This window comes from Janthinobacterium agaricidamnosum NBRC 102515 = DSM 9628 (genome assembly GCF_000723165.1).
Classification (GTDB): Bacteria; Pseudomonadota; Gammaproteobacteria; order Burkholderiales; family Burkholderiaceae_D; genus Janthinobacterium; species Janthinobacterium agaricidamnosum.
This window is the reverse complement of record NZ_HG322949.1, coordinates 1,606,518-1,621,024: the sequence shown is the minus strand read 5'-3', so window position 1 is coordinate 1,621,024 and position 14,507 is coordinate 1,606,518. Positions and strand designations below refer to the sequence as shown.

Below are 14,507 nucleotides of genomic sequence, written 5' to 3'. Positions count from 1 at the left end.
TTTTGATGAACTGAGGATGGGATAATCCCCAGCGCAAAAAAGCGGAGCTGCGTGCTCCGCTTTTTTTATGCTAAGTGGGCGGCATATGTGTAGCCGCCACCGGCTTGTCGGCGGGCTGGTCGAATTACGCGCCAGGCGCTAATCCGGCCTACCTCATGGCAAGCCTACCGGCAACTCCGGATATTCCTGCGTCAACGCATACTTCACGCCGCCGACCGTGACCGTGTAATTGGCCGGCCCGGAAATCGGCAGCCGGTAATTCAAGGTCAGCGCCACCGATGCGCCCGGCGCCACCGATTGCCAGGCGGGAATCGCAAAGCGCGCCCGGTTGTAGTTTTTGGTAAAACCGCCGATGTTGTTCGGCCCGCTGTAACCGGCATTGATGATGCTCAGGCCGAAACCCGACTGGTCAGTCATGTCGGATGGCGCCGACACCGGATAATCGAACTCGATCACGCTACCGCCCGGCAAGGTCGTCGCCGAATTGTTTTTCACCGTCATCACCGGATTGATCGGGAAGCTATTGTCGCCCATGGCCCACGATCCCAGCGAGATGGCCACTTTCGCGGTGCTGCCCGGCATGGCGATTTCGGCGCGTTTGTTGCCGTACGGGCCAGCCGTCTTGAACGCGTCGTAAATCGTGTTGGTCAACGTGTAGCCCATGAAATATTCGCCGCGGCCGCCATTGCGCGTGGCGTCCCAGGCGTAGTCGCCGGCCATTTCCCAGATCATCACGCCGCCAATATTATTATTGATGATGTATTGCGCCTTGGCGGCGATCGATTGTGTGGTTTCAGTCGACAGGAACACTTTTTTGGTAGCGTTCCACAACCATGGCGCCACCATCGTGCTGCTGTAGAACGGCGCGTACGTGCCGACCAGCGTATTGTCGGTGACTTGATACGCGCTCAGGTAACTCGGCACGATAGCGTTCTGCAAGTTCAGCGCATGCCAGATCGGATTGCCGCCGCCCGCCACCGGGTTGCCCTGGCTATCGCGGTCGAACCACACATTGTCGATGCCGGTCGCGCCCTTGCCGCAGGTCGGCACGCCGGCGCACTGGACGGTCGAGCTGGTCAGCGCGGTGCTGCCCCACAAACCATTGGTGCCGCCAGTCACGTCTTTCCAGCCACGGGTGTAAAACGGCACGCCGATATTGATGCGCCCTGCCTGCAGCGCACCGCGATAATAACGGTAAGCCCAGTCGGTGTTCAGGTAGCCGATGTTCTGGTATTGGTAGGCGGAGCCGGCTTTCAATTCGGCATCGTTACCATCGTCAAACAACGGCGCGTTCGGCCCGACATACTGGTTCCATGCGCCATGCAAGTCGTATGACATCAGGCTGGCGTAATCCAGATATTGCAGCCCCGACATATTCTCTTCGCCGCGCAAGACCCAGGCCGAAGCCGATCCGGCGATGGTCAGCAAATAATATTTATTGTCTTGCACCGCCGCTTCGTCCAGCTTTTGACGCAGCACTTTCAACAGCACGTTATAGCTGGTCATCAAGCCTGACAGGCGCGGCGCGGACAAGGAAAAGTCGTTCGGATTGCCGGCCGCATTATTGGTGGTCGGGTGTTCGTAATCGACATCGATGCCGTCGAAGAAGGTGTATTGATGCAGGAATGCGACCATCGAGTCGGCCAGGGTATTGATGCCCGCCATATTCACCGTGCCATTGGCATTGGTGGTGGCGGTATAAAACCCGGTGCTGCCAGCCCAGCCGCCGACGGAAATCATCATCTTGACGCCCGGATATTTCTTCTTGTGTTGGGCCAGCAAGTTGAAATGGCCTTGGTACGGCAGCGCCGGGTCCATCGCGGCGGCCGGCACATTCGGCCAGGTCAGGCCGGTGTCCGGATTGGTGGGGCCGCTGCCGATGGCGATCCTGGACGTGGCGGTATCGACGGTGGCGAACGCATAGTTGATATGGGTCAGCTTGTCCCACGGCAGGTTGTTGACCAGGTAGGTCGGACTGCCATCGGCGCCGGTGCGCCAGCTGGCGAAGTAGCCGACGATGCGGCGGTTCAAGCCGTTGGCCAGTTTTTCGCGGCCGTTGGCGTCATACACCTTGCAATACGGGACATTGGCGACGCTCGAAATCAAACCATCCGGACGGCACGGCGTTGGCGTTGGCGTTGGCGTTGGCGTTGGCGTTGGCGTTGGCGTCGGGGTCGGGGTCGGGGTCGGCGTCGGCGTTGGCGTTGGCGTTGGCGTTGGCGTTGGCGTTGGCGTCACGGCGGAAGGCTGCCACGGTCCCCATTGATCGGCGGAATTGGGTACGGTTCCCTGGGTCCACCATTTGGCGGTATATTCCACGCCTTGATAGGTGACGCATTGACCGGCGGTGTACACCTGGGCTGCATCCCACACCGTGCAACTGGCGGCCGCGGCGGCCAGCAAACTGGTCGATGCGCCGGCTGGCGCCTCCTGGCTGCCGCCGCAAGCGGCAAGTACGCCGCCTAGCAGGGCCATCAACAAAGCATTGTGTTTGGTTTTCAAGTCGGTCTCCATGAGTGTTAAGTTTCTGACGCCTGGGACTTGCTTCTCCTCTGACAAAATCAGGTGCCCGGAGTGGAATCCGATCCGGGCACCTGCTACTTGCTGCTTACTTCAACTTCACATTCCACTTGTCTTCCACGCATTTCACATAATTACCTGGCGTTAATGCGCTGTACGGGGTTTGATAACCAACCAATTGGCATTGGTTTTCGCCGCCGGTATTCCAGTTCATTTCCCAATAAATATTGAAGGAAGCCGAGCTGGCTGCGGTGAAAGGTTTCATGGTGGCGCAGGACAATTGCTCCTTGCTGTAATCCCAGCCCAGGTCGGCGGCGAACTGCTTGTAATAATCGATGCGGTTTTGCGCCGCCAGTTTTTCGGTACCCTGGCCGCACTCGGCATTGATGATCATGATGGTGGTGGCAAAGTTATTGCCGGCGCCCGCCGTCTTGTCGGCCTGGTTAGGCACCCAGGTACCGTCGAGCACGTGCAGCATCGATGGTTTTGGCGGTTGCGGATAAACAAAGAAGAACGTGGCCGACGCCAGGTTCAGCCAGGTCGACGCCACCAGGTCCGGATTCTTCAGCAAGACCGACTGGTCGCCATTGTTCATCGCTTGCGAGAATGGGCCGTAATTGTAGTTGTACGACAGTTGCTTGGCGCCGCGGCCGAAGTATTTCTTGAAGCTGCCATCGGCATTCTTGCCGCAAGTCCAAACCTTGTTGAACACCGGATCGGCGCATTCGGCGTTGTAGCCGCAGGCGGTGCCGTTGTCGTCGCACCCCAGTTCGCGCAGGTATTTCAAACCCTGGCGCCATTGCGGGATCGGCCTGCTGGCATCGTGGCCGCCGGTTTCCTGTCCAAAATGGGCAAACATGGTCGCCAGCGTGTGGCGGCAAATCGCATCGGCGTTGCGGCCGTCGCTGTAATCGCCGCACAGCGCCGGGAATTTCGCCACCGCCTGCAAGAAGCGCGGGTAGGTATAACTGGCGTCGCGGTCGGCGAAATAAAAATCCCATTTCGACGACGGCATCAAGCGCTCTACCCGCTTGACGTTGGCCGGGTTATTGGCCAGGCTAGGCTGCACGGCTTCGACGCTAGCGTTCGGCAAGGTACGCACCGACGCTTTGACGGTGCGGAAGAAATCGGTATTCGTCAATGCGGCTTCGGTGGCTTCGGCCTGGGCCTTGGTTGGCACGCCCGGGGTTGGCGTTGGGGTGGGTGTCGGGGTGGGCGTTGGAGTGGGTGTCGGGGTCGGAGTGGGTGTCGGCGTTGGAGTAGGTGTCGGAGTCGGGGTTGGCGTACTCGATTCCAGTGTCCACGGTCCCCATTGATCGGCGCTCGGCGCCTGGCCTTGCACCCACCATTTGGCCCGGTAGACATTGCCCTGGTAAGTCACGCATTGGCCCGCGGTGTAGGCCGGGGTCGCGCTCCAGGCCGGACACACCTCGTTGACCGCGCTTTGCGCCAGCAACGACGACGGCGTTTCCGTGGAAGAGGAACCGCCGCCACAAGCGGCAAGTGCGCCGCCCACCAGGCCTGCCATCAGGCCAATTAACAGCTTTTTATTCTGCATTTTTTTCAATTGGAGCTCCCTGTAAGCGCTACTAAAAACTATCTGAGTAGCTTTTTTAATGTTGTACGCAAAGAAAGCCCGTGATCGCAGCGGCTTCCGAACAGAGAATGCGACTGCGACAATTGGTAGTCAAGTGGTTTTTATATAAAAGCAATTATTCAATACCAATTTGTGCAAGCCAAAATTAAAACGAGCTGTTTTTCAGGAAAAAAAGCCTGCGTCGATCCCACTGGATGGTGTGCGGACAGATGCCGGGGGCGCCGCGCAAAGATGATCCCCTTTCGCGGAAAATGATGGCAAATCGTTGATTTTAAATTGAATATATCAGGAATAACGGTATTAACGGGGAGTCTGGGAGGGATAGCAGAAAAGGCCCATCTTGGAAATACAGCACAAAGTTAGCAAGTAAAAATGAATTTAAACAAGAATCGCATCAAAAAAAATAACGCAATACCAATTCGCCATTTTTATATGATTGGTATCATTCAGGCGGCGCCATCTGGCGCGGCCAGCGTACTAGCTTATTACTTTTTCGGATAGTACAAATCGTAGTACCACGCGTAGGCGCTTTCGATCTGGGCCTGGATGCGCGGCGGTATCGCATGGGGTCGCGGTTTGACGATGCGTTCGGATTGGCGATGGGTATATTTCATGCGGTAATGGCTATCGCTTTCCGGTATGCCTACTTGCAATTGCTGGATATCGATCTCGCACGGCGCCAGTCCCAGCCATGCATACACATGCGACATGCAGGCCACCGGCTGTTCGATCAAATCTTCGAAGCGCACAAAATACAACTTTTTCTGTACCTCCTGCGGCAAGTCCAGCACCGCTTGCAAGGAGCTCAGCGGCGCGCCGATGGCGCGATCCTTGGCGAACAGCATGTCGGCCCTGCCCATGCGGTCGTAATCGGCCAGATGGTCGGCAAAGTCGATCAAGATGGTGCGCTGGTGCTGCGCCTCGATCGAGCCATACACCTGGCCCAGTTCGCGCAGGCACACCACCAGCTTCGCTTCCGGCGCCAGTTGCAGCAGCAATTCGACCGCATGCAGCCAGGCGCGATTCTTGTCGACCACGCCTTGCTTGCCGCAATCCTGGTACCAGCCGCGCAAGAAGCCGCGCATCGCGCTGGCCAGGTGGCCATAACTGGCGTCAAAGGAGGTGTCGAGCTGGGACAGGAAAAACTGGTCGTCGCTGATGCTGCGGCGCATCGCCAGCAAGGCATTGCACAGCGGCGAGCTATTGCCTTCGCTATGCAATTCCGGATGCTGCGCCAGCAACTGGCACAGCAAGGTCGAACCGGCGCGCGGCAAACCGGCGACGCCGATGAAATGAGGCGTCATCGAAACATTCCTTCAAAAAATAAAATCAAGCGCGCTCCTGCAGTTAATGTTAATCGTCAGCCGCGGACGCCGCCCTGGCCTCGGCCGGCACATTCATGCCACGGTCGATCACCGTCAGGTTCAAGCCCGGCACCGCATAGCTGGCCAGCGCGCCGCTGGCCTGGATCAGCGGCTTGACGGTGCGCGCCTCCCCTTTGTTATCGCTGGCGTCGAGACCGACAGCCACATCCGAGGCTACCATATTTCCTTGCGCCGGCACCACTGCCGTGACGCCGATCACATTCGCCACCGCGCTTTGCAAGGCGACGGTCGGATTGACCGTCAACACGCCGTCGACATAATTCAGCGCATAATTGTTCGATGCATGGCCCGCCGCCGATACCAGGTAATTGCCGATCACCGAACCGGCCCCGGCCGGCGTATTGAAGCGCAGATCGCCGCTGACTTCGGATGCCACCGTATCGGCGCCCAGCAAGCCGTTGTAACTGACGCTGAACGCCGGATTGATGCCGCCCTGGTCTTTCTCGGCATTATTGACCTTCACCGTCAGCAGCGCCGGCGTAATCGAGGCGCTGGTGCTGGCCGTCGTGTTGACGGTGTAATTGCCGGCGTCGGCGCCGCTGATGCTGATGCCGTTGACGGTCACCGTCTTGCCGACGCCGGCATTCTTGTCGCTGAAGTTCACGCTGCCGCTGCTGATGCTGAGCACGTCATTGCCGATGCGGTTGTCGCGCAGGGTGACGCTGGCCGCCGTGCCGGCGTCGTACACCTTGTCGATGCCGCTGGCACTGACCGTCAGCGTGGCCGGCGTGATGCTGGCGCTGGTGCCGGCCGTGTCGTTGACGATATAGTTGCCCGCATCGGCGCCGCTCAGGCTGATGCCGCTGACGGTCACCGCCTTGCCGCTGGCGACGTTCTTGTCGCTGAACTGCGCGCCGCTATTGCTGACGGTCAGCACGTCGCCGGCCAGCCGGTTATCGCCCAAGGTCACGCTGGCCTTAGTGCCGCCGTCGTACACCTTGTCGATGCCGCTGGCGCTGGCGGTCAGCGTCGCCGCCGCGATCGTGGCGCTGCTACTGGCCGTGTCGCTGGCCAGCAGGTAATTGCCGGCGTCGGCGCCGCCCAGCGCGATGCCGCTGATCGCGACGGTCTTGCCGCTGCCGACGTTCTTGTCGCTGAACAGGCCGCCGGCGCCAGCCACGCTCAACTGATCGCCGGCCAGCATGCCGTTGAACGAGGCGCCGGCAGTGTTCAAGGCCGCCAAGGTCGTGCTGTCATACACCTTGTCGCCGGCCGTGATGCCGGACACGCTGCTTATCGTCGCGCGGCCGATGCTGGCCGTCAAGCCGAGCGGATCGCTGACCGTGTAATTGCTGGCCAGGCCAGTACCATCGAGCAAGGTGGTGCCGCTGACAAGCACGGTTTTTCCGCTGCCCGCCTGCTTGTCGCTGAACGTCCCGGCTTGGCCAGCGATGCCCAGCGTTTCGCCGCCAACCAAGCCGATCAGGGAACCGCCGGACAGGCTGGCGGCAGTAGTGCCGTCATACACTTTGTCGGCCGCTTGCACGCCGGCCAGCGTCAAGGCCTTCGGCGTGATATCCGCCGTCAAGCCGGCCGGATTGCCGATGCTGTAATTGCTGGCCAGGCCGCTGCCATCGGCCAGCGTGGCGCCGCTGACCGTCACGGCGATGCCATGGGCGGCGTTTTTGTCGGCGAAGGCCGCCGACAAGCCTGTCACGCCCAGGGTTTCGGAACCGACCAGGCCGTTCAAGGTGCCGCCCGACAGGCTGGCCTTGGTATTGCCATCGTAGACTTTATTACCAGCCGTGATACCCGTCAGCGTCAAGGCCCTGGGCGTGATGTCGGCCGTGGCGCTGGCCGTGCCGCTGGCCAGGCTGTAATTGCCGGCGTCGGCGCCGCCCAGCGCCAGGCCGCTGATCGCGACGGTCTTGCCGGCGCCGGCATTCTGGTCGCTGAACACGCCGCTGGCATGCGCCACCAGCACATCGTCGCCGCCGACCAGGCCCGCAAATAAGGCGCCGGCCGTCTCCAGGCTGGCGGCTGCAGTGCCGTCATACACCTTGTTGCCGGCGCTGATGCCGGATACGCCGGTGATGGTCGCCTTGCCGATATCGGCCGTCAAGCCGGCTGGATTGCCGACCGTGTAATTGCTGGCCAGGCCAGTGCCGTCGGTCAACATCGCGCCCGTGACGGTGACGGCCTTGCCGGCCCCCGCATGCTTGTCGCTGAACGCGCCGCTCAAGCCGGACAAGCCGACGGTTTCCGAGCCGACAAAACCGCTCAGCGTGCCGCCCGACAAGCTGGCGCTCATGTTGCCGTCGTAAATTTTATTTCCAGCCGTAACGCCAACGATGGTCAGCGCCTTCGGTATGATATCGGCCGTCAGGCCGGTCGGATCGCTGACCGTGTAGTTGCTGGCTAAACCGGTGCCATCGGCCAGCGTGGTGCCGCTGACCGTGACCGCCTTGCCGATCCCGGCATTCTGGTCGCTGAAGGCGCCGCTTTGCTTGGTGATGGACAAGGTTTCGCCATTCACCAGGCCAAGCAGCGTGCCGCCCGACAAGCTGGCATTCAGCAAGCCGTCATACACTTTGCTGGCCGCGCCCAGGCCGCTGACCGTCAACGCCTTCGGCGTGATATCCGCGCTCAGGCCGGTCGGATCGCTGACCGTGTAATTGCTGGCCAAACCGCTGCCATCGGCCAGCGTGGTGCCGCTGACCGTCACCGCTTTCGCCATGCCTGCATTCTGGTCGCTGAACACGCCGCTTTGATTGCTGAAAGACAGGGTTTCGCCATTGACCAGGCCGACCAGCGTACCGCCCGACAAGCTGGCATGCAGCAAGCCGTCATAGACTTTGGCGGCGGCGCTCATGCCGCTGATCGTCAGCCCCTTCGGCGTGATATCGGCCGTCAGGCCGGTCGGGTTGCCGACCGTGTAATTGCTGGCCAGGCCGCTGCCGTCGGCCAGCGTTGCGCCGCTGACCGTCACGGTTTTCGCGATGCCGGCGTTGGGGTCGGCAAATGCGCCGCTGGCCGAGAAAGCCAGGGTTTCACCGGCCACCAATCCATTCAATGTACCCCCGGACAAGCTGGTCGTACCGCTGCCGTCATATACCTTGTTGCCGGCTGCCAGGCCGCTGATGCTCAGCGCCTTCGGCGTGATATTCGCGCTCAGGCCGGTCACCGGGGCCAGCGTGTAATTGCCGGCCGATGCGCCGTCCAGGCCGACCGTGACAGCGATGCCGTTGCCGGCATTCTTGCTGGCGAAGCTGGACGTCAGGTTGACCAGGCCGGCATCGCCGGCGACCAAGCCGCTGAACACGGCATTGCTGATCTGCGCGCCCAGCAAGCCGTCATAGATCTTATTGTCGGCGCTGGCGCCGCTGACGCTGAGCAGCGCCCGGTTCACCGTCAACGCGCCGTCGATGTAATTGATCGAATAGCCGCCCAGCTGGCCGCCGCTCGATACCAGCCCGCCGGGCCGCAGCGCATAATCGCCGGCGTTGACCGCGCCCTGCGCCGAACCCGCCACCGTTACCGAACCGCTGATGCGGCCGTCGGCCACGCCGGATACGACAAAGCCGCTATTGCCGCTGTACGCCAGGCCGTCATACGTCTTGCTGTCGCTATTGGCCAGCACCGTGTATTGCGTCATGAAACTACGCAGCAACGGCGCGCTGACACCGTCGTAGACCACCCACGAGCCGGTCAAATCCCAACCCGCGCCGGCGTAAATGGCCAGCGTCCTGGTGACGGCCGTGAACAGGCCGCCGCTGGGGCTGTACTGGCCGGGGCCGATCGCGCTGGTGGCGCGGCCGGTGCCGTTGATATCCCAAAAACTGCCGCTGATGGTATCGCCGCTACTGCTGGCAAGCAGGCCGCCGGTGGTGCCGCTGGTACTGCTGACGGCGCCGTTGGCAAAACTGTTGCTGATGGCGCCAGCCTGGCTCTTGCCGACCAGGCCGCCGGTTTCTCCGTTGACCGCGGCTACCGGGCCGCTGGCGTAGGCATTGCTGACGCTGCCCAGGGAATTAAAGCCGACCAGGCCGCCCACGGTGGTGTCGCCCTGCACCGCCGCGGTCGAAAAACTATTGCTGATCGCACCCTGGTTGCGTCCGGCGATGGCGCCGACTTCGAATTGCCCGCGCACACTGCCGCCATCGAGCCCGAGATTGACGACCTTGCCGGACCCGCCGATCACGCCGAACAAGCCGACTTGCGTGTTGCCTGGCAAGTTAACGTTCAAGCCGCTGATGACATGGCCCTGCCCGTCCAGGCTGCCAAGATAATTGATGCCGAGGCTGGCGCCGAGTGGAATGAAGGAGCCGAACCACACGTCGCCAGTGCCCACGGTCTTGCCGGCGTCGATATTGCGGCCCAGCGTGTACACGGCGCTGGGGCCCAGGTCCATCGCCATCAATTGCAACTGGTGCGCATTGCCGATCGTCGTCGAATATTCCGACGCCAGCATCGGATAAGTGCCGCCGCCACCGCCGGCATTGTTGATGCCGCCGCCGCTGGCATTGACCAGCACCCACGCATTGCCGGGCGCGCCGGGCGTGCTGCTGAAGTTCAGGCCGGCATAGTTCGACGCGGTGGTCATCTGGCTGGTGCTCAATCCGCTGGCGCTGCCGCTGCCGCCGGTTTGATTGCCCTTGCCCGACAGCAGGTTATTAATGCTGCTGTTGAAATACAGATTGGCCACCGCGCCGCCGCTATGCAGGCCGATCACGCCGCCGCCGGCATTGCTGGCAGTCACCTTGCCGCTCGCATAGCCATTCGCCAGTGCGCCGCTGTTGCCGCCGACCAGGCCACCGACATTGCCGAAGCCCGTCACCGCGCCGGTCGCATACACATTGCTGGCAGTGCCCTGGTTGGCGCCGGCCAGGCCGCCGATGGTGGAGCCGCTGCCGACCACGCTGCCCGTCGCATAACTGTTGCTGATGCTGGACAGGTTGTCGTTCGAGCCGACCAGGCCGCCCAGCGTATTGTCGCCGGCCACGTCGCCGGTGGCGTAGCTGTTGCTGATGCTGCCGCCGACATTCTGCCCGACCAGGCCGCCGGCGCCGGCGCCGGAAGTGCCGCTGATATTGCCGTTGGCATAGCTGTTGCCGATGCTGCCTTCGTTGCGCATCACCAGCCCGCCGGCGGCGGAATTGACCACGCTGACATTGCCGCTGGCGAAACTGTTCTGGATGATGCCAGTCGCGCTATTCAGCGACACCAGCCCGCCGGCGCCCGCGTAATTGCTATCCGTCACATTGCCGCTTGCGCTGCTATTGCTGATGGTGCCCGCATTCAAGCCGACCAGGCCGGCGGTTTGCGCATAATTGCTGCTGGTGACAGGCACGCTGGCATGGCTGTTATCGATCAAGCCATGGTTGACCGCCGCCAGCGGCGCCACGCTGAACGGGTACGGATAGATGCCGGATAGTTCGCCCGTCAGCTCGATGCTGCCGCCGGTCAAGCCCAGATTGCGCACCACGCCGGCCGCACCGATGGTGCCGAACAGGCCGGTGTCCAGTTCGACCCGGTTCATCGTCAAGCCGTTGATGACATGGCCCAGGCCGTCGAACCGGCCAGTAAACGGCGCCCCGGGCGCGGCGCCCAGCGGCGTAAAACCGGCGCCGCCATTCCAGCCTGCGGTGCTGCTGGCGTCGATATCGCTGCCCAGCACATAATTTCCGGCCAGGCCGCCATTAACACCCTGCAAATCGGTTTGACTGACACTGCCGGCCGCGCCCAGGCTATTGAGCACCGTATAAGCGACGAGCGCACCGCCGCTGCCCTGTTTGGTGCTGAAATTATTTCCCGCTGGCAGATTCACCGGCGCCGCGACATGGTAGGCGCTGCCAGCTCCCAAGGCGCTGCCTTGGCCGTACTCCAGCGCCAGGCTGGCGCTGCCGGAACCGAGCATCGCCCGATTGATGTTGATATTGTTTTGCGCATTCAGCGTCAGCTTGTGGGCTGACCAGGCTACCGTATCGTTGACGTTGATATTGCCCTGCGTACCCGAAGCGCCCATGGTGCTCAAGATATTGACGTTGCCGTTCATCAGCGTGCGCGACAATAGCGCGCCGCTGATGTCGCCGCCGCTGGCCGCGATATTAAAATCGGCAGGATCGATCAGCCAGGTGCCGGCCAGTCCCTTCGCGGCGGCGCTGGTCACGCGGATGCCTTCATCGATCCTGACCTGTCTGGCCGAGGTATCGATGAAACCGCCGTGGCCGCTATCGGGCGCGCTGGCGTCCAGCGTGCCGCCGGCGTTCACCGTGCCCGACTGCATGTCGCCCAGCAATTTGATGGTGCCGTTGCGGGCGGCGATGCTGTGCGCCTCGATCACGCCGGTATTGTTGACCACGGTTTTCAGCAAGTCGCCGGCCGCCTGCGCACTCAGCAGCACGCTGCCGCCGTCGGCCTGGATCAAGCCGCCGTTAGTGACCAGCGCGCCGACGGCGCCCTCGTTGATGGCCACGTTGAGCAAGCCATCGCCGGCCACGTCCAGCGTGATTGCCTTGCCGGCCGCCAGGACCACCGAACCGAGCCGCGCGCTGATCGTTCCTTCGTTCGACACATGCGCGCCCAGCAAGGCGACATAGCCGCCCGGCGCGCTGATGCTGCCCTGGTTCAAGACCTTGCCCGTACCGGCGCCGCTGAATTGATACTTGCCCGACATGAAATCGCTGTTGGAAATATCCAGCGTCGAGGCCACCAGCCCGGCCGTGTTGACCGACGCGCCCTGGCCGAACAGGATGCCGTTCGGGTTGACGATAAACACCTTGCCGTTGGCCGACAGATTGCCCCGGATGCGAGTACCATCGCTGCCCAGCACCCGGTTCAGCGCCACCGCATTGCTGTTCGGCTGCTGAAACGTCACCGCTTCGCCGTGGCCGATATTGAACGTGGCCCAGTTGATCACCGCATGCTGGCTGCCCTGCCGGATCACCATATTGCCGGGCGTGCCGCCGATGTTGGCCGCGCCCGCCACCACCGTGCCGCCGCCCGGCCCGGCCAGCGCCAGCGAGCCGAAGCCCAGCATCATGGCCGCCGCCAGGGTTGTCAGCGCGAACCGCGCGCCGCCGCCAGTGCAACCCGGCAACGAGCGCTTGCCGGCGCTCCTGACGTTTTCGGACACGGCGGTATACGCGCCGGTGGACTGGTTCCAGATGGAGCGGTAGATGCGGTTCATGAGACGCCTCCGGGCAAGAAATTGACATTGATAATTATCAATATCAAGTTCTTTAATTATAAGAATATTGCGCGGCAAGGCTGGGTCCGGCGTCTCACTTTTCGATAAAAACCACAGAAAAAAACGTCTTTTCTTCCTTGTATTTCTGCAGTGTCCTACTTACGCTTCTGGGCCCGCTTGATTCGACATGGCGGCGACACACCGCAGCCCCGGCCACTATTATTAAGAATGAATAATTTTCCTGATGCGACTAATTTGACACTGACAACATTTCCAGCAGTGTCAGCTATCGCTTCGAAAGCCGGGATGAAACGCGGCAGCGCATGCAGGCCGGTCATGTGGCGTTGAAAAGAGCGCCGCCATACGGCGGCGCTCCCTGTCGCGATCAGTTCCGGACCAGCTCTTTACTCGCGGCCGCCGCCATTGCCGAAGCTGACGGACGCTTCCACCGGCAACAGCAAACCGCGGTCGATGACGCTGAGCTTGAGTCCCGGCAATAGATTCGTCGCCACGCTGCCATTCAGTTGCACCACCGGCAGCGGATTGACCTTGTCGGCCGGCGCCGCCGCGACCAGCGCCGCCGTCGGCGCATCGCCGATCGATATTTCCGACGGCACCATATTGCCTTGCGACGGCGCCACGGTCGCCATCGCGATCACATTGGCCACCGCGCTTTGCAGCGGCGCCGGCGGCACGGCCACCGGCGGCAAGGATGTGGCCGGATTGACCTTCAACACGCCGTCGACATAGCCCAGCGCATAGTTGTTCGACGACTGGCCGCTGGCCGACACCACGTAATTGCCGGCCGCCGAACCGGTGGTGGCCGGGGTATTGAAGACCAGGTTGCCGCTTACTTCGGCGGTCAGCGTATCGCCGCCCAGCAAGCCGTTGTAACTGGCGCTGAACGGCGGATTGGCGCTGCCCTGGTTTTTCTGGGCATCATCGACCTTTACCGTCAGCGCCGCCTGCGCGATCGACGCCGTGGTGCTGGCCGTCGTGTTGACAATGTAATTGCCGGCGTCGGCGCCGCTGATGCTGATGCCGTTGACGGTCACCGTCTTGCCGACGCCGGCATTCTTGTCGCTGAAGTTCGCGCTGCCGCTGCCGATGCTGAACACATCGTTGCCGATGCGGTTATCGCGCAGATTGACGGTGGCCGCCGTGCCGGCGTCGTACACCTTGTTGATACCGCTGGCGCTGACCGTCAGCGTGGCCGGCGTGATAGCGGCGGTAGTGCTGGCATTGCCGCTGGCCAGCACATAATTGCCGGCGTCGGCGCCGCTCAAGGCAATGCCGCTGAGATTGACGGTCTTGCCGTTGCCCACGTTCTTGTCGCTGAATGCGCCGCCGGCGCCGGTCACGCCCAGCTCGTCGCCGGCCACCTTGCCGGCAAACGTGGCGCCGGACGTGTTCAAGGTCGCCGCCGTGCTGCCGTCATACACCTTGTTGACGGCCACGATGCCAGCCACGCTGGCGATCGTCGCGCGGGTGATACTGGCCGTCAAGCCGGTCGGGTCGCCGACCGTGTAATTGCCGGCCAGGCCATTCGCACTATCGACCAGCGTGGTGCCGCTGACAGTGACGGTCTTGGCGTTGGCCGCGTTCTTGTCGCTGAACAGCGCCGTCTGACCGGCGATGCCCAGCGTTTCGGAACCGACCAGGCCGTTCAGCGTGCCGCCGGAAAGGTGTGCGATGTTGTTGCCGTCGTAGACTTTATTCGAGACCAGGGTACCGGTCAGCGTCAAGGCTTTTGGCGTGATGCTGGCGCTCAAGCCCATCGGGTTGCTGACCGTATAGTTGCTGGCCAAATCATTGACGCTATCGACCAGCGTGGTGCCGCTGACGGTGACCGTCTTGCCGCTGGCCGCGTTCTTGT

The 14,507-nt window shown here is 62.1% G+C and carries 5 protein-coding genes; all 5 read right to left on the bottom strand.

Annotated features, from left to right (window positions below; translation table 11 throughout):
- Positions 1 to 153: 153 nt before the first annotated feature.
- Complete coding sequence (locus GJA_RS06860; protein ID WP_242404470.1) at positions 154 to 2,502, bottom strand: chitinase C-terminal domain-containing protein; 2,349 nt, start codon at positions 2,500 to 2,502, stop codon at positions 154 to 156.
- 106 nt (positions 2,503 to 2,608) lie between these two features.
- Complete coding sequence (locus tag GJA_RS28490; RefSeq protein WP_277914395.1) at positions 2,609 to 4,078, bottom strand: glycoside hydrolase family 19 protein; 1,470 nt, start codon at positions 4,076 to 4,078, stop codon at positions 2,609 to 2,611.
- Positions 4,079 to 4,602: 524 nt separating this feature from the next.
- Positions 4,603 to 5,421 carry a sulfotransferase family protein gene (locus GJA_RS06845; protein ID WP_038490268.1) on the bottom strand — a complete coding sequence of 273 codons (819 nt, stop codon included), beginning with the start codon at positions 5,419 to 5,421 and terminating at the stop codon, positions 4,603 to 4,605.
- 49 nt (positions 5,422 to 5,470) lie between these two features.
- Positions 5,471 to 12,631 carry a YDG domain-containing protein gene (locus tag GJA_RS06840; RefSeq protein ID WP_038490265.1) on the bottom strand — a complete coding sequence of 2,387 codons (7,161 nt, stop codon included), beginning with the start codon at positions 12,629 to 12,631 and terminating at the stop codon, positions 5,471 to 5,473.
- Between the two features lie 404 nt (positions 12,632 to 13,035).
- Positions 13,036 to 14,409: a YDG domain-containing protein gene (locus GJA_RS06835; RefSeq protein WP_479686741.1), complete on the bottom strand. Its 1,374-nt coding sequence runs from the start codon at positions 14,407 to 14,409 to the stop codon at positions 13,036 to 13,038.
- Positions 14,410 to 14,507 lie beyond the last annotated feature (98 nt).